Raw genomic sequence first — 1,377 nt, forward strand, 5'->3', positions numbered from 1 at the left:
CATCACTGTGGGCAACGTATACACCGACAGCTTCTGATTTCTTTGCAGCATCCTCAATATAAGCAAAGTCGGCTGTAGAATTTACCACTGTTATATCCGGTTTCAGTTCACTTACAGTCTGCTGGTTGTCAAACTTCTTTAAGAGACTCTTGAATTCCAGTCTTTTGAAAATGTTGTATGAATTGTCATTAAACGCATTCTCATATGTGGTATCCTCAAGCTTGAAATCCAGTTCACAGTCAAGTTTGATCGCCGCAAGCTCTCTGGACATTATTGCCTGTTCTGAGAACTCCGCAAGATTTTTCTGGGCTTTAGGAGGCTTGATCTCGTCTATATGTTCAAGAGCTCCTGCCACAGATCCCCACTGCTGAATGATCTTTGTGGCGGTCTTTTCACCTATTCCAGGAACCCCTGGGATGTTATCTGACGTATCTCCCATAAGTCCCTTCATATCTATAAACTGGACTGGGGTAACTCCATAGAGATCCTTCACATCGTCTGCGTAATAGTTCTCTATCGTGGTTCCGCCTGCTTTTGTCTTCGGAATACGGACGAGGATATTGTCTGTTGCAAGCTGAAGAAGATCCCTGTCACCCGATACTATCACGACTTTGTATCCGGCAGAATCTGCAACTCTTGACAATGTTCCTATAATGTCATCAGCCTCATAACCACCCTTCTCAACTATGGTGACGTTCATCGCTGTCAAGACTTCTTTTATGAGTGGTACCTGCTCACGCAGTTCATCCGGCATAGGCTTTCTTGTGCCCTTATACTCTTTGTACACAAGATGTCTGAATGTAGGCTGTTTAACGTCAAATGCCACGCATACATTTGTCGGATTCTCTTCGTCGATTATCTTGAATATAATATTAAGAAAACCGAGGACAGCATTCGTGTGAAGTCCCTCATAGTTGGTGAGATCCGGAAGCCCGTAAAAAGCTCTGTTAAGTATGCTGTGTCCATCTATTATCAATATCTTTTTACCTGTATCTGGCATGAAAACCTCCTCTTATTTACCGCTCGCCATAGAGTATTCTGACTATTCGATACCCTTATGATTTGCATTATATTTTTTGATATTCTGCATAAATTCCGTACTTTCATCCCTGACTTTGTTTTGTTCTTCGTAATATCTGTCGATATCACTGAGATCATAGCGGGAATCGTCCAAAAGTCTTGAGCCAAAGAATTCAGCATAATAGTATTCAGGTTGCTCACTGAGTTTGGAATTCTGTTCATAGTTGTAGACCTTGTCAAGAGCACCGCTGTACAACCATATAAGTCCGGCAACAACGGCTGCAATTCCGACCAGTATCGTGGAATTTGCTATTCTCTTTACCGTGGTAAGTCTGTTCATCTCTTCCTCAAGATGCT

General features: G+C 42.3%; 1 protein-coding gene and 1 pseudogene. Both read right to left on the reverse strand.

Going from position 1 to position 1,377, the window contains the following annotated elements:
- Positions 1–1,000, reverse strand: a 1,000-nt coding sequence (locus tag CCU_RS12820) for a 5'-3' exonuclease (RefSeq protein WP_305803644.1), incomplete at its 3' end; no start/stop codon positions are given.
- 42 nt (positions 1,001–1,042) lie between these two features.
- A pseudogene (locus tag CCU_RS12825) lies at positions 1,043–1,377 on the reverse strand (anti-sigma factor family protein); the annotation flags it as partial.

This window comes from Coprococcus sp. ART55/1, assembly GCF_000210595.1.
Classification (GTDB): domain Bacteria; phylum Bacillota; class Clostridia; order Lachnospirales; family Lachnospiraceae; genus Coprococcus; species Coprococcus aceti.